We start from the raw sequence: 17,359 nt of genomic DNA on the forward strand, positions 1-17,359 counted from the left end.
GAGCGTCAGACCTTGTTGTTGGACTGGCCCTTCTTGGCGCGGCTACGGCGGCGCTTCAGCTGGGCCTTCCGGCCCTTGGCACGGTTGGCGACCTTCTTCTTGGAACGATTTCCCTTCTGGGCGGGCATGTGGAAGGACTCCGTGTGGTGATGTGAAACCGACCGCCAAGTGGATCCGGCGGTGAGGGCGGCCCTTCTTTCATGCTACCGCCCGAGCGGCCAAGGAATTTCTTGACTCCGTCCTCCCTTGCCAGCAGCCGGACAAAGGGGCAATACCCCCTGGAACGACGATGATTGACAAACTTGAAGACGTCGAGCGCCGGTTCGAACGCCTCACCGCGGACCTGTCGAACCCCGACGTCCTCGCCGACTCGGCGAGGCTTCAGAAGGTCTCCAAGGAGCGGGCGGGCCTGGAGAAGCTGGTGGACACATTCCGCACGTACCGCCAGGTGCTCGCCGACCTCAAGGAAGTGGATGTGTGGCTCGACGCCGGCAGCGCCGACGAGAAGAGCTATGCGCGCGAGGCCCTGCCCGGACTGAAGGAGCAGCGCGACAGCCTGGAGAGCAGCCTCAAGCTGTTGCTCCTGCCCAAGGATCCAAATGACGAGAAGAACGTCATCCTGGAGATTCGCGCGGGCGCGGGCGGCGACGAGGCGGCGCTGTTCGCGGAGGAGGTCATGCAGATGTACCTCCGGTACGCGGATCAGCGGGGCTGGAAGTCGGACATCATCGACATGAGCGCTGGCAACGCGGGCGGGGTGAAGGACGCCACCGTGACGCTGTCCGGCGACGCCGTCTTCAGCAACCTGAAGTACGAATCCGGCGTGCACCGCGTCCAGCGCGTGCCCGCGACGGAGACGCAGGGCCGCATCCACACCTCCACCATCACCGTGGCCGTCATGCCGGAGGCGGAGGAAGTGGACGTGAAGCTCAACGAGGCGGACATCGACCGCCAGGCGATGCGCTCCACCGGCGCGGGCGGGCAGAGCGTCAACACCACGGACTCCGCGGTGCGCCTCACCCACCGGCCCACGGGCATCGTCGTGAAGTGCCAGCAGGAGAAGAGCCAGCTGAAGAACTACAACATGGCCCTTCGCATGCTGCGCGCGAAGATCTACGAGATGGAGCAGGAGCGCATCCGCGCCGAGCGCGACTCCACACGCCGCTCGCAGGTGGGCACCGGCGACCGCAGCGAGAAGATCCGCACCTACAACTTCCCGCAGGACCGGCTGACGGACCACCGCATCGGCCTCACGGTGCACAACCTGCCCGCCGTGATGATGGGCGACATCGAGGACATCATCACCGCCTGTCGGACCTTCTACCAGGCGGAGGCGCTCAAGGCTCAGATGGGCGGCCCGAGGCCCCAGTCCGAAGCATGAGCAGCGAGACCTGGACCATCCGCAAGGTCCTCACCTGGACGACACAGCACTTCGAGAAGCGGCAGGTGGATGCGCCGCGACTCACGGCGGAAATCCTCCTGTCGCACGTGCTGAAGACCGGGCGCGTGCGGCTGTACGTGGACCTGGACCGCCCCCTGTCCAAGGAGGAGCTGACCGCCTTCCGCGCGCTGATTGAACGGCGCCTGGCGGGAGAGCCCACGCAGTACCTCACCGGTACGCGCGAGTTCTACAACCGCGCCTACAAGGTGGACGCCCGCGTCCTCATCCCCCGGCCGGAGACGGAGCTGCTCGTCCAGGCGGCCCTGCGCGTGCTGCCCAAGGACTCGCCTGCTCGCGCGCTCGATGTGTGCACGGGCTCCGGCTGCATCGCCATCAGCCTCGCCGCAGAGCGCCCCCAGCTCGCCGTGACGGCCACGGACCTGTCTCCGGATGCGTGCGCACTGGCGCGTGAGAACGCGGAGACGCTCAAGGTCTCCGAGCGGGTGACGGTGCTCCAGGGAGACCTGTTCTCCCCGCTGCCCGCCGACGCGAGCTTCCACGTCATCGTCTCCAATCCTCCCTACATCGCCTCGCACGAGATTCCCGGCCTGTCCGCGGAGGTGCGGCGCGAGCCCAGGCTGGCGCTCGACGGCGGGAAGGACGGCCTGGTCGCCCTCCGGCGGGTGGTGACGGAGGCGCGCAAGTGGCTGGAGCCTGGCGGCCTCCTTGCATTGGAGATGGGTGAGACGCAGGGCGCCGCGGTCCTGGAGCTGCTGCGCGCGGCCGGTTACGAGGACGCGCGGGTGGAGAAGGACCTGGAGCGGCGGGAGCGCATGGCATTTGGGACACAGCCCGCGGCCAGCGGGCCACAGGGCTGAGGGCCGGAAACAGCATGGACAAGATTGTGATGAAGGGCGGCGCCGAGCTGCACGGCGAGGTCGTCGTCTCGGGCGCGAAGAACGCGGCGCTGCCCATCCTCGCCTCCGCGCTGCTGGCGGATGGCACCTCCACCTTCCGCAACGTGCCGGACCTGGCTGACGTGGTCACCATGCTCAAGGTGCTGCGCACCATGGGCTGCGACGCGGAGCGGCTCACCGGCCGGAAGAAGGACGTGTGCGAGGTGGGCGTCAACGGGGCCATCACCCCGGAGGCCCCCTACGATTTGGTGAAGACGATGCGCGCCAGCGTGCTGGTGCTGGGCCCGCTCGTCGCGCGCTTCGGTCGCGCCCGGGTGTCCATGCCCGGCGGGTGCGCCATCGGCGCGCGCCCCATCGACCAGCACCTCAAGGGCCTCAAGGCCCTGGGCGCGGACATCACCCTGACGGAAGGCTACGTGGAGGCCCGGGCGAAGCAGCTCAAGGGCGGCACCGTCAACTTCGACGTCATCACCGTCACCGGCACGGAGAACGTGCTGATGGCGGCCGTGCTGGCCAAGGGCCGCACCGTGATGGAGAACTGCGCGCGCGAGCCCGAAATCGAGGAGCTGGCCCGGGTGCTCAACAAGATGGGCGCCCGGATTGAAGGCGCCGGGACGTCCATCATCACCATCGAAGGCGTGGAGGGCCTCACGCCCGTGGACCACGCCATCCTCCCGGACCGCATCGAAGCGGGCACCCTGCTGGTGGCCGCGGCCATCTCCGGCGGCAACGTCCTGGTGAAACACGCCGTCCCTGAACACCTGGACGCCGTCATCGACAAGCTGCGCGAGGCCGGGTGCACCCTCACCGCCGAGGCCGGGGGCCTGCGCTGCAAGGCCCCTCGCACCCTCAACTCGGTGAACATCACCACCACCGAACATCCTGGGTTTCCCACCGACATGCAGGCGCAGCTCATGGCGCTGATGTGTGTGAGCCATGGGACATCCGTCATCAGCGAAAACATCTTCGAGAACCGCTTCATGCACGTTCCGGAGCTGCACCGACTGGGGGCGGACATCACTGTTCAGGGGCACACGGCGGTGGTGAAGGGCGTGAAGACCCTCAGTGGCGCACCCGTCATGGCGACAGACCTGCGGGCGAGCGCTTCGCTCATCCTGGCGGGCCTGCGCGCCGAGGGGCGTACGGACGTCAGCCGCGTCTACCACCTGGACCGCGGCTACGAGCGCCTGGAGCGCAAGCTGCGTGCCCTGGGGGCGGACATCCGGCGCGTGAAAGCGAAGGCCTGAGGGACCGGGGGACACGGGGCCGAACGACCCCAGAAGGCGCGTTGCCAACAGAAGCGGCAACCCGGGTTGCATCCCAAAATTCGCACGACCTATCATTCTCCGAACCACTGGGGACGTGTGTCCCCCATTGAAGGAGATTGACCCGCGCCATGGATTGCCCCAGCTGCAACGTCGAGATGGTTGATCTCGAGGGGGATGACCAGACGTTGCGAAGGTGTGGAGATTGCGGCGGACTGTGGATTGACGTCGCGGACCTGAACCGGGTCCTCCTCCACAACAACCTCCCCGGGCTGGAGAGCCAGGGCGGCAAGGTAGATGCACAGGCATTGACCGGTCAGTGCCCTGAATGTCTGGTCGATCTGGTCCGCGTGGATGGCGGCGACCGCCAGCATCCCCTGCACTACGACACCTGCGAATCCTGCGGTGGCATCTTCCTGGAGTCGGAGTTCGAGGACGCCACCGATGTGAAGGTCGCCGTCGAGGAGATCATCGCGTTCTTCCGCCACTTTGGTGGCAAGAAGAAGGCGGCCTCCCTCTAGACGGCCCACCGGGCAGTCGCAGCCGGTTCAGGGTTGGCCGCGGAAGGCGCGGCCCCACTCCTCGGCCACCGCGCCGTCGAGTTCCAGTGTGGCTCCAGCCGAGGTGGCCCCTTCCGGGGCGGCCTTCTGGAGGCGCGCCGTCACCTTTCCGCGCTTGGGCACCTCCAGCGTGAGTCGAGAACCCGACAGGGCATAGGTGCCCGTCACGGCGCTCGGCTCACCGCCCTCCAGCGGCTCGTGGGCGAAGCGGTACGTCCCGTCGACGTAGAACGAGAGGAAGCGGTCCGGGGCGCCGTCCAGGCCGCTGAACCACGTCCCCAACAGGGGCGCCAGGCGCGAGTCGTAGCGCAGGCGCGGCGCGAGCCACGTGCCGTTGAGCGCCTTGCCTCCCGAGTAGAAGATCAAATCGGTGACGCAGACAGGGGCGGCCTCGCCGGAACCCGGGAAGCGCTCCGCCACCTCGAGCGTGAAGCGGTTGCCCCTCAGGGACGGGCTGATGGGGACGACCTGCAGGCCGCGCTTGTCCTCCACCTTGAGGCTCTTGGCGGAGTCCACGCTGGTGAGGGTGAGCTTCTTCGCGCGGGCGTGGGCCTTGTACGAGGCCTTGTCCGTCCCATCACCGGTGTAGACGCGCACCTCGTCGATGGTGACGACGTCCTTGAAGCCGATGGTGACGGGGGCCGGGGTGGCGCCCGTGGCGCACCAGGCCGTGGTGTCGCGACCGTCGAGCAGGTGGAGGGGCGAGTAACGCTCGGGCTGGCGCTCGCGCTCCAGGTAGTCGGCGGCCTGGGCATACCCCGGCGGGGCGTTGGACGCGGCGGGGGCGGCGGACGCGAGCAGCAACAAGGCGAGGGGGAGGCGGCTCATGCGCCCATCTTTGATCGCACCGTGAGGGTGGCTCCAGTCCCCGACCGGGAAGGCCGTCTGGAGGGGCCCGGGGTGGGCCTTTCGTCACGGATGAAAGCACGGGCCCGGGTGTTGGGGTGCTTGACACCCGGACGCCGCGGGGAAGTGATGCGGCCCGATGCGGAGAGAAAACGTGATGCGACGCTGGGGGTGGGTCTGTGTGCTGGCCGCGACGCTGGTCGCCTGCAAGGACGACAAGCCGAGCGAGGTGCCCGACGCGGGGCCCGTGGAGACGGGGCCATCCGCCCTCACGGAGCAGGAGCCCAACGAGCGGCCCGAGCAGGCCCTGACGATTACGCGGGACAGCACGGTGACGGCGGACCTGGCGGCCCAGCCGAACAAGGCGGACGAGGACTGGTATCGGCTCGCGCCCCCTGCCCCCCGCGTGGCGGACGTCACCGTGTCCGGGTTGCCCGGCGGAGACATCACCCTGGAGGTCTATGACCGGGACCGCAACCGGCTGGCCTCCATCAACAGCGAGGGCGACGGCAAGCCGGAGCGCTTCCCCAACCTCTACGTGGACGGCGAGCGCTGGGTGCGCGTGGCGCCCGCGCGCAAGGGCGTGGGCGGGGCCTACACGCTCAGCGTGAAGATGCGCGCCGCGAATGACGGCGAGGAGCACGAGCCCAACGACAGGGCCGTGGACGCGATTGCGCTCCCCCTGGGCCAGACGGTGACGGCGTTCCTGGGCCACGCGGGCGACGAGGACTGGTACCGGGTGGAGCTGCCGGAGACCGCCGCGCCCACGAGCGCGCCCGCGGCGAACGACGCGGACTCGGGTGCCGAGGGCACCGTGCCCCCCGGAGCTGCGGCTCCAGGGAACGTGCCCACCCAGGGAGCAACGCCTCCTCCGAGCCCGGTGCCTGGCGCGGAGAGCGGCGCGGCCACGGGGACGCCCGAGGAAGGTGCGGCCCCTCTGGACACGCCCCCCTCCCCCACGGGCACGTTCGGTGGAGGTGAGCCCGCCGCCGCGCCGACTCCGGAGACGGGCGTGGCGCAAATCACGGATGCGGGGGTGGCGGCGCCTCCGCCCGAGCCTCCCTCGGTGGCGCTGAAAATCGACCTGTCCGCGGTGGAGGGCGTGCGGCCGGAAATCTCGGTGCTGTCCGCGGCCGAGGCGCCGCTGTTCTCGCTGCGTGGCAAGGAGGGCGAGGCCCTGTCGCTGCGCAACATCGGGGTGCGTGCGACGGACCGGGTCGTCTACGTGGTGGTGAAGGGCGGCTGGACGGGGGCGGGCAAGGAAGCGCGCCGCACGTTCAATGCGAGCACGCCGTACACGCTCACCGTGACGCAGGAGGAGGCCGGAGCGAACGCGGAGCTGGAGCCCAATGACGAGCTGCACAAGGCCACGCCGCTGACGGCCGGTGGGTACCGCGAGGGGTTCCTGGCGCCCAAGGGAGACGTGGACCACTTCGTGCTGCGCACGACGGAGCCGGTGCTGGCGAAGGTGGAGCTGTCCGGCGTGGAGCGACTGGACCTGGTGCTGTCCATGGTGGAGCCAGCCCAGGGTGATGGGCAGTCGGAGACGGTGCTCCTGCGCGCCAATGACGGCGCGCTCAAGGAGCCCGAGCGCCTCAACAACGTCTCGTGCACCGGCGCCTGCTACTTCCGCGTGGAGGGCGCGTCGCGCAAGGTGGAGGGCAAGTGGGTGAAGGACTTCGAGAACGCGGAGCAGCCCTACCGCATCAGCGTCTCCACGGTGCCGGACAACGGTGGCGAGGAGCGCGAGCCGAACAACACGGTGGACCGCGCGCAGGAGCTCGCGCTTGGCAAGGCGGTGCGCGGCACGGTGTTCCCGGTGAAGGACTCGGACTACTACCGCGTGGACCTGTCGGACCGTCCGGTGCGCACGCCGCTGAGGGCGACGCTCTTGGGCATCCTCAAGGTCGACGTGGGCCTGTACCTGCATCGCGTGCAGCCGGATGGGAAGTTGTCGCTCGTGCAGACAGCGGACCGCGCCAAGGGAGACCAGCCGGAGAGCATCCGGTACAGCGCGGAGCCCGGCGTCTACATCTTCGAGGTGCGTGACGCGAAGAACCGCGAGGCCAACTTCCAGGACTCGTACCAGCTCACCGTCGAAGAGGGCGAGTAGCCGAGGCGGAGGGCTACGCGCGGCCCAGGGCCGACGGGGAGAACACCTCCCCGTGGAGGGGGCGGGTTCTTCCATGACAACCGATGGTGCGCCCTGGGCTTGAAGTACGAGGCCCCCTTGGGTCGTCTCCGCCAACTTCGTGATGGCAGACGTCTGGGATTACTCCTTCTCGCACGGGGAGCGGTGAGAGCCGAGGACTCGGCGTCATGTTCGACGCGATGAAGAGCCGAGGACTCGTCACGCGCGCGTCAATTCATGAAGATGCGCGCATGAGACCGAATGGAGCGCTGTGGGGTGCGCTGTGGGTGTTGGCGGGGAGTTGTAGTCCGGTGATGTCGGAGGGCGGGGTGCCGGTCGAGCGCAACTCACCCGTTCTGGAATCACGGCTGCAATCACGTCCGGACTCCTGGCCAGCGTATCCGGTGAGAGATATTGGCGAAGTGCCCCTGGAGTTCCAGGAGCGTCGCGCCATGCCTTGGACGTATACGTATCCCGCGTACGCCACGGAGGTGATGCTCTTCGCGGCGGCCCGCTCTCCCTACGGAAAAGAGCTTTGGGTCAGCGACGGAAGCCGGGAAGGGACCCGCGTGATGAAGGACATCGCGGTCGGCCCTGACAGCGCCTACTTGGGCGACATGACAGTCCTGGGAAGGAACCTGCTCTTCCTCGCGGGGGACGGACCTTATTTCTCAGGAGGAATCGCCTCGGACTTGGCCTTGTGGAAGACGGATGGCACGGCGGCGGGCACCGTCAAGGTGAGGGAGCTGCTGACAGGAGAGGAGTACGGAAGCTCGGCGGTGTTCCCGGGCTTCGGTTTCAACGACCAGGCGCTCCTCGTGGTGAATCGCTCTCAAGGGCAGGGCGAGCTCTGGGCCACGGATGGAACGCCCGGGGGGAGTCACCTGCTGACAGACACCTCGGGGAGCGCGAACAGGGTGAGCTTCGGCAGCGGCTCGTTCGAGCTCGCGGGCGTGAGGTACGTCACCGCCTATCAGGCCAGCATGCCGCGCCGCCGTTTGTGGCGGACCGATTTCACTCCCGCCGGCACCTCCTTGGCCCTCCATGGCGAGACGCCCTATGGCATGCAGACGTTCCTGCCTCTCGGACAGTACGCCTACATGTTCGCGTCGGATCCCACCCACGGCCACGAACTCTGGCGAACGGATGGAACGGATACGGGAACGACGCTCGTGAAAGACATCAACCCGGGCCCTCTCAATGGCATCCCCAACTGGCAATACACCGGCATGCCCGCCAGCAGCTCCATGGTGCGAATCGACGGCACCCTCTACTTCACGGGAGTTGATCAGGAAGAGAATGTAGAGCTCTGGAAGAGTGACGGGACGGAAGCGGGGACCGTGCTCGTGAAGGATATCTGCCCGGGCACCACGGGGTCCTATCTCCACTCGTTCCGGAACATGAATGGCATCCTCTACTTCGTGGCGACCTCGGGCTACACGACGATTCCAGGCCCCACCGAAGACGACCCCACCACCACGCTCTGGGACACGGAGCTGTGGCGCAGCGACGGCACGACGGCGGGAACGTACCGGGTGAAGGATATCAACCCAGGCCCGAGACGCGGCGTGGTCAGCGGCCTCTGGGTCGTGGATCTCCGCCTCTACTTCCAGGGACAGACGCCCGAGCATGGTGTCGAGCTGTGGACGAGCGACGGAACCGAGGAAGGGACCTTCATGGTGAAGGACGTCGCACCCGGCCCGCTCGACTCGATGGCCGAGATCGCGGGTTGGGATGACGGGCGCATCTATTTCTACGCCGACGTGGATGGGAACAACCGCACCTACTCGGGCACCTGGCTTTGGGTGACGGACGGGACGCCGGGTGGCGCGGTCCCCGTGAAGCATGTCACCGCGGCCTCCACTCCATCGCATCCGCAGCACCTGACCGATGTGGATGGCACCCTCGTGTTCTGGGCACAGGAAGGCACGCTCGACACGTTCCGGCTCTGGAAGAGCCAGGGCGCACGCAGTGGGACGGTGCGAATCTCCGACCTGGATCCGGGCGGAAAGGTCACCTCCGAGCAGCGTTTCGCGCTGACGGCGTTCCGCGGCCGCGTGTACTTCACGGCCCGGGACGGCGCGGCCTGGACCATCTGGTCCTCGGGCCTCACGCCGGGAAGCCAGACGCGGGTGACAGGGGGCGAGCTCGTCGGCTCGCCCGTGGCCCTGGGCGAGTGGCTGTACTTCCTCGCGAGCGCCGATGGCGCCGTGGTGCTCTGGCGGGTCGGTGCGGCGGGAACAGGCGCCGAGCGTGTCGCCGAGTTGGGAACCGCCAGCGGCAAGCGCTTCGGTCCGCTGGGGACCTTCGGCGGCTCGCTTTTCTTCGGCGTGGGCGCAGGCCTTCAGTCCACGCTGTGGAAGAGTGACGGGACGCCCGTGGGGACGGGGCCGCTCGAGGTCCTCCATCCGCTGGGCGACATGCCCGCGTTCTCTTTCGTCGAATCGAACGGGTCGCTCTATTTCCTGGCCTCGTCGACGACGGCCAACGTCCGCGGCCTCTGGAAAAGCGATGGAACAGCGGAAGGGACAGCGCCCGTCACCTCCTTGAACACGTCGTCGGATATCAGCCGCCCTGCCCTGTCGCTCATCGGCGGACGCCTCGTGGCCCACGTCGAGGGGCGCATCTGGGCGAGCGATGGCACGGCGGCGGGCACGGTCGCCATCAGCCCTTCCGGCCTCACCCTGTCGGGAGAACGCCCCGTGGTGGCTGGCACCCTCGCCTACTTCACCGCGAAGGATGCCACCACCGGCTGGGAGCTGTGGAAGACGGACGGCACCGTGGCGGGAACGACCCTGGTGATGGATGTCCAGCCAGGCCCCACGGGCTCCAATTCCGAGCAACTGCGCGCCTTGGGGAACCGGCTCGTGTTCTCCGCCTGGGATGGCGTGTCGGGCTTCGAGCCCTGGACGACGGATGGGACGCTGGCCGGGACTCACAGACTCGCGGATGTGCAGCCCGGGGACCCAGGTTCGACGCCACGGTCCTTCATGCCCGCCGGCGACCACCTCTACTTCACCGCCGACCTGGATGAGCGAGGACGTGAGCTGTGGGCCGTGGGCCCCGAGCACTTCGACACGGTCCCCCCTTCCATCACCTGCCCGGCGGACGTGGTGGTGGACGCGGGAGGCCGAGCCAGGCGCTATGTCGAATTCGGCATGGCGGAGGCCTGGGATGACGTCTCCGAGGTCGAGGTGACCTCGTTGCCCCGCTCCGTCACCCGGTTCACCGTGGGCACGACGCCCGTGGTGTTCACCGCCCGGGACGGCGCGGGCAATACCGCGACGTGTGAGATGCGGGTGACGGTGCTGGGCCCTCCCTCGTCCGAGGATGGAGGCACCACGCTTCCCGACGCGGGAGTGCACACGCCCGACTCCGGTCCGGAGGCAACGGACGCAGGAGAGGAGCCTTCCGACGCCGGTACAGTGTCCCCGGACGCGGGTGACGGATTTCCGGATGCGGGGGCTGTGTCCTCCGACGCGGGTGACGGAGTCCCGGATGCAGGGGCCGTGTCCCCCGATGCGGGCCCAGGTGGGGCTGATGCGGGACACGAACCGGACATCACGCGCGACGAGCCGAAGGGCGGTGGATGCTCCACGAGCCCGACGAGCCCGCTGCTCTGGGGCTTGCTGTTCCTGATGGGAGGCCCCCTGCGACGTCGCCGGGCCGCGCGCGGCCACGACGCCCCGCACTAGCCTCATCGACCCACCACTCCGACGGGCGCCTCGCACGGGCGCCCGTCTCAAGGACCACGGGACTTGAACCCGTGGTCAGGGCGATAGGAAGCCTCCAGCAGGACGCGCTGTTACCCGCAATCGCAGTTAGCTCACGTCGGTTCTTGTGCCGCCCCATCCCGTCTCGCCCCGTCTTGTCCCGTGCTCAGCCCCGCTGTAGGGGCAACACTGGGGCACTTGCGGCCTTCCCTCTTATGCGCCCTCGCATCCTGGCGCCCTCACCTTCAACGTGAGGTCTGTGTCACGTCGAGAGATGACCTGCCCCGCTCAATCCTCTCAAGGCCCCGCCGTACGGCGTTCGCCGGACGAATACGAACTGTCGTCGATAGGTGGCCGGCGTGCATTCCCCCGGACATGGCTCTAACCTGGTGCCGGACCAGCACGGGCATGGAGTCATGACGAAGGCCGCCTTCACCACCTCGGAGAGCTCGGCGTACGACGACCAGCCGGAGGTGCGCTACCACTTCCCGAAGACGTACCTGAACGAGGTGAAGGCCGCCGTCGGTGACTTCATCGTCTATTACGAGCCACGCCGCACCGAGGGCGCCAGCAGCCGGACCGGTCGCCAGTCATACTTCGCCGTCGCCCGAGTGCTTCGAATCGAAGAGGACCCGGCAAAGGCGGGCCACTACTACGCCCATATCGACTCCTTCCTCGAGTTCGAACACGCAGTGCCGTTCAGCGAGGGGGCGCACTACTACGAAGCCAGGCTGAAGAAGGCGGATGGCAGCACCAACAAGGGCGCCTTCGGCCGCTCCGTCCGCCCCCTGAGCGACGACGAGTTCGAGGCCATCCTCCACGCGGGCTTCATGCGCGAGCTGGCCGCCTGGGAGCGCACGCCCACCGGTGTCGAGGAGCCACCGCCCGTCTACGCCGAGCGCCCCATCATCGAGCAGGTCATTCACCGCCCCTTCCGCGAGGCCTCCTTCCGGCGCCGCGTCCGCCAAGCCTACTCGGAGACATGCGCCGTCTCGGGGCTGCGCCTCATCAACGGCGGCGGTCGCCCCGAGGTCCAGGCCGCCCACATCCAGCCCGTGGCAGACCAGGGGCCGGACTCCGTGCGCAACGGCCTCGCGCTGACGGGCACGGCCCACTGGCTCTTCGACCGGGGGCTGCTCTCCGTCGGCGAGGACTACCGCATCCTCCTCGCGCGCAGCGGCGTACCCGAGGACGTGGGCCGGCTCATCCACTCGAACCGACAGCTGCGGCTCCCCCGGCGCGAGGAGTGGCGGCCCCACCCCAGCTACCTGAAGTGGCACCGCGAGCACGTCTTCAAGGGGTAGCCAGAGGCCCGACCGTGCCTGCCCGCGGGCTCGCACCCGCAGGCGGGCGACGACTCCTTCTCGATGTCTCTCGGCATCCCTGACCGGAGGCGGCGGTGTCGGGAAGCGCGCGACTACGGGACCGCGTTCACATCCACGTCAATCACACGCGGTTCCTCGGTGTGCGTCTCCGTGGCGACGGAGGCCAGCGCGGCGCCCACCTGGAGCGTCAGCGCCCAGCTCCCATCGGTGAGCCGGTTCGGCACGTACTTCCAGAAAAGCCTCACACGGCCCGTCGTCAGCTCCTCGGCCACGAGAGCCTCGGTGGCCTTCCGCTCGATTTCGGCCGTGCTCAGCCGGGTCCGCAGGAGGTGGCCTTCACGGGCCAGCGCGGGCCAGGAGATGAGTGCTCGCTGGAAGCTGCCATCCACGCCGTGCGTCACCACCGCGCGGTGGCCCTGCACACGGATGCCATTGATGGCGCGCAGCACGAACGTCTTGTGCCGGTGGAGCTCCGCGGGCTCGTAGGTGCCCACGTCCTCGCTCTGGAGGAAGGACGCCACCTGGCGGACGTCTCCCACTTCCGTGGTGGGAATGCCCCACCGCTGCAACCGGGCCAGGGCGTTGCGCTGCAAGACAGCGGGCTCCAGCCTCGTCGCGGGCCCGCTCTCCAACTTGTTCAGCACCAGGGCACGGCCCGAGGCACCATCCCGCTCGAGCTTCCAGTTCGCGGACTCCAGTTCAAGACGGGTGCCCAACTCGCCCGACACGGTGAAGGGCTCCGTCGTGCCAATCAGCCCCCGCTGGAGAATCGCGTCGTTGAAGGCGTTGGCCGGCAGCAACTGGGTGGGCAGCCCACCGGACGGAGGCGTCGCGATGCCGGAGGTGTCGAATTCAAAGCTGACGGTGGTAGCTGCCCTTGCGACCTGCGCGGACTGAGTATCGGGGCGCTCCTCCGCCAGGGGTGTCACGCTGTCGCAGCCCAGCATCGCGGTGAGCGGAAGGACGGCCAGGTATCGGATGATTTGGGTCTTCATGGTTTCGGTGTCCAAGGGAAGGTGTGGAAGAACGATGCGTTCAGGGCAGCTTGCGACCGTTGTCCGGGTTGCAGCCGCTCACGTAGAAGTAGGTGGAGCCCGTCTTGCTGCCGGTGTTCTTGCGGTCTCTCCACCCGCCCGCCTCGTACATGCTCTTGCGCTTCGCCTTGGTGTCGCCGAAGACGATGGACACGGGGCAGTCGTCATAGATGAGCCCCCAGTCGTAGGCCTCATCAATCCAGTTCTCGCCCACGCCATCCATCATCGAGTTCGCCGTGTAGTCCTCCAGGTAGCCCTTCACGAAGTTGCCGCACGAGGAGTCTCCGTGAAAGGCATTCCAGACACTGAAGCCGCTGGTGGCCGTCACGAGCTGCTGGCGGTAGCCCCCCTTCTCCCAGACCTCGATGTTGCCGGACTGGCACGCCTTGATGACGGCGATGTCCAGCTTCCCGTTCCCCAACCGCATGTGCTCATTCGTTCTCGCCGAGCACGAAGGGTCATTGCTGCCCATGACGAGTGAGCTGCGCGGCGTCGACACGCTGTGGCTGCCGTGCGTGTGGACGAAGAGGACGTCCGCGTCGTCCACGCCGGCGTTGATGGCGGCGTCGTTGGACTCCCCCACCGCGCCCTTGGCCGGGTCCGTCCAGAGGTCCCGCGCCGCGTTGGAGTTGTTGTGCGTGCGCACGTCCGACCAGAGGCCGAGGCTCCTGAGCCAGTTGAAGTAGTTCGCGAACGTCGCCGCCGTCTGGGTGTGGACGGAGTGCGACGAGCCCGAGCACTGCGAGGCCCCGCCGAAGTTGGCGATGCCGTAGACGTGAGTCTCATTCGCCAGCGCCGCCGCCGGCAGGAGCAGGGCTCCCGCGAGCGCGCTGCTCAGCCACTGCTTGGTTTGCGTCCGGAGTTTCATGGTCCAGGTCCCCCTAGAAGTCGGTGTGCCGGAATGGCACGCCATGGCCGGGAGGGAGCGTGCCGAGCTCCCTGTTTTCAGCCTCGGACCCAGAACGAAGGCATTCTGAAATCTTCCCGGGCGCCCCGACGAATACGTGAAGATTCCGCTGCGGGCGCCCTCCGCTGCGACCACGGCGCCTACTGGTGGTCTCGATAGCGCTCGATGGGAAACGGGAACCGCAGCTCCGTCAGCAACTCACGCGTGACCGCGCCAATTCCGACCCCTGACAGACTGCCTGGCGTGTAGTGCCCCGAGTCATTGTCCCAGTAGACCAGGAAGCCGTCGGCGAACCTGGCCGTGCCGGCAAAGAGCACCGGTTTCTCGGACTTCGTCGGCCTGTTGCTCGGCTTGTCCTTCGTGGAGATGGCCGAGTGCCCCTCCGCGTGGTTCGGATTCGCCACCGTGCCGCCCATGACGGCCTCTGGACTGCTCTTCACGGCTCTCTTCCAGAGATACGACAGCGGGACGACGAACGGATAATCGCCGTCCGCTTTCACCCTTTTGTCCTGACCGTCCCAGACCCAGAACCGACGCTCCTCTGTCTGTATCATCTCGGTGACATCCACCTCCTCCGCCACGATTCGCGCAGGGGACGCGAGCTCCCGGGTCTGAAGCAGATTGATCATACAGGGGTAGATAGGGATGCCGTTCTGGATGAACGTGCAGATCGCGACCAGGTCTCGCACCAGGCTCACATTCTGCTTCGACAGCCCACTCGAGACCTTGAACGCATGCGTATTCGTGACGGTATTCAGGAGGCCACCAAAGGTCTCCAGTAGCTTCTTCTGCTGCGCTTCCGAGTACGGAACCCCGTCGTTGAGTCCGATGCGATTCTTCGCCTTGAGCGCCATGCCTCTGAGGCTGTCGGGGGAGAATCTGGCGTCACCCACCCTTTCGGGAGGATGAGGGGCATCCAGTTGCGCCTTGATCTCGCGGATCGCGATGAGCATCCCATCTTGCAAAGCCCCATTGATGTCCATGACACCTCTCCCTTTATCGAAATCCCTGACACTCAAAGAACCGTAGACGTCGACATGGACCGTGGCACGTCGCTGGGCGCACATCCAGGTGCCAAACGCCGTGTCCCCAGCGAGCACGGCGGAATCTCCGCCACCCTGGGCCCTCGATGGCATTCAGAGTTGCTTCAAGCTGAAAGCGGCCCAGACGATTCGTTCAGGGACTACCTCGAAGAGCTCATTCTCCGACAGGAATCCGGGCGCTCTCGTGGAGGTCAGCTCAGTGACGATGTCATCCAGGGCGCTTCGGAGTGACTCCGGGAGAATCTCCCGCAGACTCGAGAGGAGCAAACGGCTGGTTTCATTGTCTCGATTCTGTTTCGACGTATCCGCGGGAACACAGATGGCGAGGAGGTCTGGCAGGGTCCAGGCGCTTGGAGGGGTGGCGATATTCTCTTCCAGCCAGCGCTGGACGTCCTCACGGCATCCCAGTTCACTCCAGCAGAACAGCACGCCCATGGACCAGTCGGCCACCTCGAGCGGGACCGCCAGCAACCGTGCGAGCCGTTGGGGAGCATAGGCGCACAGCGCGGGATTGATGACCTCCTCCAGCCCCGTGGACTGGCCTTGCTCGGACGCAAGCGCGCCGGGCGTGGCCCTTTGTGCGTGATGGTGCCAGGCGGAGTACAGGAGGTAGTCCCTGTCATCGGCTGGGGCGAGGTCCGCGAGCAATGTTCGCGCGGACTCGCGGTCCAACTTCGCCAGAAGAGAGGCTCCCAGCAGATACCGTTGCGCCCCCTTCTTCATCCGATGCGGTGGCATGGATTGAATCCTGGCACTGACGAGCGCCAACAAGCGTGCGCAGTTCCCCGATGAGAGCCCATCCACGTGCTGAAGGAGACGGGAAATCGTCAGGTCGAAGTCCGCGTCAAGGTGCTCCTTGATCGCCGCCATCGCGTCCGCGTTCCGAGGTGCACCCAGGTTGCTGGCATGCGTTCGGAGCTTCTCGTCCGAGAATGCCTCCGGGGGGATGCCGAAGTAGAAGTAGCGGTCGAAACACTCCCTGCTCGCGATGCGCCGGGTCGCGGCGGCGTGGCGCTCGACGATGCTCGTATCGAGGCCGATGACCTGCGGGAAGAGGTGAGCAAGGACTCGACCGACCTCGACCGATTCTCTCGGCTCGCACAGCCGGTGTCCGACAAGAAAGGTCGCCGCGTCGGGTGTCGCGGTGGCGGAGTACGTGTGCTCGAACAGCTCCTCCTTGAGGTGATAGAGCCCGCGAACGACCAAGGGATGGTAGGTCCGTAGATAGGTCGCGCCGATGAAGTCGGCGAAGTCGACTTCCCCGGTGACCAGCGGCAGGTAGGAGCGAAGCTGCGCGAAGAATCGCTTGATGCTGCGAGGCTCCGTCAGCCTGCGAAGGACCTGACTGTCGAACAGGCGCTTCACGCGATCCGTGGCCTCGGCGCTCATCCGGGGCGGAGCCAGGGCGCGCAGGGACTCGTCAATCATCGTCCGGGCCTGCCGTTGGTGGACGATGGGAAGGTCGAGCCGGACCTGGACGATCTTCTCCAGGTAGGCCAGCGCGCGCTCCGCATTGCCGCGCGCCAGCTCGGTCTCCTGGAGCACCGAGAGAAGGGTGGCCTCGTCATAGGCGAGCAGGTAGCAGATGTTCGGAAGCCGCCCGAGCAGTCGGATGAGCTTGAACACCATCAGAAGCTCACTCGGCATGAGGCGGTCGACATCGTCGAGCACCACCAGCGTCGGACGCGCCCGCTCACGGAGCGCCGTCTCAAGCCGAGCACGCAGCTCCGTGACGGAGCGCTGGGGAGCCATCAGCTTCGCCGCGCTCTCTGCGAGCTTGCCGGGATTGATGCCAATCCACTCCATCAGCGGCGAGTCGGTCACCGCGCCGCCGAACGAGAGCAACTTGCTGGCGTACGACTGAAACGTCTCAAAGGCCGTCTGGTTCTCGAAGTCGTAGAACACCTTCGCAATCTCATCGAAGAAGGCGAAGGCGAGTGTCTGGACGCCGGAGAACTCCCAGGGATTGAAGTGAACGATGGTCCACGGGCTCTTGGGTGCCTGGAGTTGCTTCGTGACGACGCTCAGCACGGAGGACTTGCCACTGCCCCAGGGCCCCATCAGGGCCAGCACGGAGCTGGACTGTTCCGACTGGACCCGCGAGAGGACCTGGACCACCTGTCGTGCGAACTGCGTTCGCGCCAACAAGTCTTCACTTTCACTCTCGATGGGGTCGTCGGAGAAGTGTCGCGGTGGAGAGGGGCGCTCGGACATGAGGCGCATCGTCCGCCGCGACC

The 17,359-nt window shown here is 67.1% G+C and carries 13 protein-coding genes; 7 read left to right on the forward strand and 6 right to left on the reverse strand.

The annotated features are described in order from the left end of the window. Positions 1-5 precede the first annotated feature (5 nt). Entirely contained in the window at positions 6-128 is a 123-nt protein-coding gene (locus HUA78_RS47165) for a hypothetical protein (protein WP_013941470.1), read from the reverse strand. Positions 129-289: 161 nt separating this feature from the next. Between HUA78_RS47165 and prfA the strand changes: the two genes are divergently transcribed. The 4 genes from prfA to HUA78_RS00500 all read left to right on the forward strand — a co-directional run bounded on the left by prfA (position 290) and on the right by HUA78_RS00500 (position 4,084). Next, entirely contained in the window at positions 290-1,381 is a 1,092-nt protein-coding gene (prfA, locus tag HUA78_RS00485) for a peptide chain release factor 1 (RefSeq protein ID WP_141646539.1), read from the forward strand. Continuing rightward, positions 1,378-2,259, forward strand: a complete 882-nt coding sequence (prmC, locus tag HUA78_RS00490; protein WP_141646540.1) for a peptide chain release factor N(5)-glutamine methyltransferase — start codon at positions 1,378-1,380, stop codon at positions 2,257-2,259. The genes prfA and prmC overlap by 4 nt, the downstream gene beginning before the upstream one ends. A 14-nt stretch (positions 2,260-2,273) precedes the next feature. Next, positions 2,274-3,545 (forward strand): UDP-N-acetylglucosamine 1-carboxyvinyltransferase, encoded by a 1,272-nt coding sequence (murA, locus tag HUA78_RS00495; protein ID WP_141646541.1) that lies wholly within the window; start codon positions 2,274-2,276, stop codon positions 3,543-3,545. 149 nt (positions 3,546-3,694) lie between these two features. After that, positions 3,695-4,084: a zf-TFIIB domain-containing protein gene (locus HUA78_RS00500; protein WP_141646542.1), complete on the forward strand. Its 390-nt coding sequence runs from the start codon at positions 3,695-3,697 to the stop codon at positions 4,082-4,084. Positions 4,085-4,111: 27 nt separating this feature from the next. Here HUA78_RS00500 and HUA78_RS00505 read toward each other — a convergent pair whose 3' ends face one another. After that, positions 4,112-4,951 carry a hypothetical protein gene (locus tag HUA78_RS00505; protein WP_174475436.1) on the reverse strand — a complete coding sequence of 280 codons (840 nt, stop codon included), beginning with the start codon at positions 4,949-4,951 and terminating at the stop codon, positions 4,112-4,114. A gap of 175 nt (positions 4,952-5,126) precedes the next feature. Here HUA78_RS00505 and HUA78_RS00510 point away from each other — a divergent pair, with 175 nt between their 5' ends. The 3 genes from HUA78_RS00510 to HUA78_RS00520 all read left to right on the forward strand — a co-directional run bounded on the left by HUA78_RS00510 (position 5,127) and on the right by HUA78_RS00520 (position 12,117). After that, positions 5,127-7,082 carry an ABC transporter substrate-binding protein gene (locus tag HUA78_RS00510; RefSeq protein WP_174467403.1) on the forward strand — a complete coding sequence of 652 codons (1,956 nt, stop codon included), beginning with the start codon at positions 5,127-5,129 and terminating at the stop codon, positions 7,080-7,082. Positions 7,083-7,552: 470 nt separating this feature from the next. Beyond that, positions 7,553-10,795, forward strand: a complete 3,243-nt coding sequence (locus HUA78_RS00515; RefSeq protein ID WP_174475437.1) for an ELWxxDGT repeat protein — start codon at positions 7,553-7,555, stop codon at positions 10,793-10,795. 434 nt (positions 10,796-11,229) lie between these two features. Continuing rightward, positions 11,230-12,117 carry an HNH endonuclease gene (locus HUA78_RS00520; protein WP_174453586.1) on the forward strand — a complete coding sequence of 296 codons (888 nt, stop codon included), beginning with the start codon at positions 11,230-11,232 and terminating at the stop codon, positions 12,115-12,117. A gap of 113 nt (positions 12,118-12,230) precedes the next feature. Here the strand turns inward: HUA78_RS00520 and HUA78_RS00525 are convergent, their stop codons facing one another. From HUA78_RS00525 to HUA78_RS00540, 4 genes are all read right to left on the reverse strand, one after another. Further along, positions 12,231-13,133: a hypothetical protein gene (locus tag HUA78_RS00525; protein ID WP_174475438.1), complete on the reverse strand. Its 903-nt coding sequence runs from the start codon at positions 13,131-13,133 to the stop codon at positions 12,231-12,233. Positions 13,134-13,173: 40 nt separating this feature from the next. After that, complete coding sequence (locus HUA78_RS00530) at positions 13,174-14,040, reverse strand: DUF6345 domain-containing protein (RefSeq protein WP_141646551.1); 867 nt, start codon at positions 14,038-14,040, stop codon at positions 13,174-13,176. A 179-nt stretch (positions 14,041-14,219) separates the two neighbouring features. Further along, a complete protein-coding gene (locus HUA78_RS00535; RefSeq protein ID WP_174475439.1) occupies positions 14,220-15,062 on the reverse strand; it encodes a hypothetical protein in 843 nt (280 codons plus the stop codon). 153 nt (positions 15,063-15,215) lie between these two features. Next, entirely contained in the window at positions 15,216-17,336 is a 2,121-nt protein-coding gene (locus tag HUA78_RS00540) for a P-loop NTPase fold protein (RefSeq protein ID WP_217442313.1), read from the reverse strand. Positions 17,337-17,359 lie beyond the last annotated feature (23 nt).

The sequence above is a fragment of the Myxococcus sp. CA033 genome, assembly GCF_013336625.1.
Lineage (GTDB): Bacteria > Myxococcota > Myxococcia > Myxococcales > Myxococcaceae > Myxococcus > Myxococcus llanfairpwllgwyngyllgogerychwyrndrobwllllantysiliogogogochensis.